Below are 242 nucleotides of genomic sequence, written 5' to 3' on the forward strand. Positions count from 1 at the left end.
TCGGATTCCAGGTGACGCAGCGCTTCGCGTACCGAGGTACGGCTGACCCCAAGGCGGTCGCAGAGGTCGCGTTCGACCAGGCGGTCGCCAGGCAGCAGGTGGAAGTTCATGATCGCCGCGCGCAGCTTGTCTAGCACGATTTCGCGCAGGGTAACGGGGTTGCGGTTGACCTTGAAGCTGTCGTCGAGTGGCTGGCGTTTCATCAAGTGCGCTCTTAAAGAGGCTGCCCGGCCGCAACCGCA

At 63.2% G+C, this 242-nt stretch carries 1 protein-coding gene; it reads right to left on the reverse strand.

Annotated features, from left to right (window positions below):
* On the reverse strand, positions 1–203 hold a 203-nt coding region (locus tag B3361_RS08675; RefSeq protein WP_286920170.1), incomplete at its 3' end, for a winged helix-turn-helix domain-containing protein.
* Positions 204–242 lie beyond the last annotated feature (39 nt).

This window comes from Pseudomonas sp. UBA6699 (assembly GCF_002454615.1).
Taxonomy (GTDB): domain Bacteria; phylum Pseudomonadota; class Gammaproteobacteria; order Pseudomonadales; family Pseudomonadaceae; genus Aquipseudomonas; species Aquipseudomonas juntendi.